The following is a 205-nucleotide window of genomic DNA, read 5'->3' on the forward strand; positions in this document are numbered from 1 at the left end:
TACGGCGATAAGATTTTTCATCTTATTTATCGTTACTTATGCCTACATTTTCTTTTCTAAACGCTCCAGCATGTCTCGCAACACACCTTCGATGCAGTTTAGAATGCTCCCCTACCGTCTAGTATTTGCATACTAGGCCTAAAGCTTCGGTTATATGTTTGATGCCCGATTATTTTCCGTGCCCAAACCCTCGACCAGTGAGCTG

General features: G+C 42.9%; 1 rRNA gene. It reads right to left on the reverse strand.

What is annotated here, in order from left to right:
* A 23S ribosomal RNA gene (locus HGH90_RS31545) occupies window positions 1–205 on the reverse strand; the annotation flags it as partial.

This window comes from Chitinophaga sp. Ak27, assembly GCF_012726295.1.
Lineage (GTDB): Bacteria > Bacteroidota > Bacteroidia > Chitinophagales > Chitinophagaceae > Chitinophaga.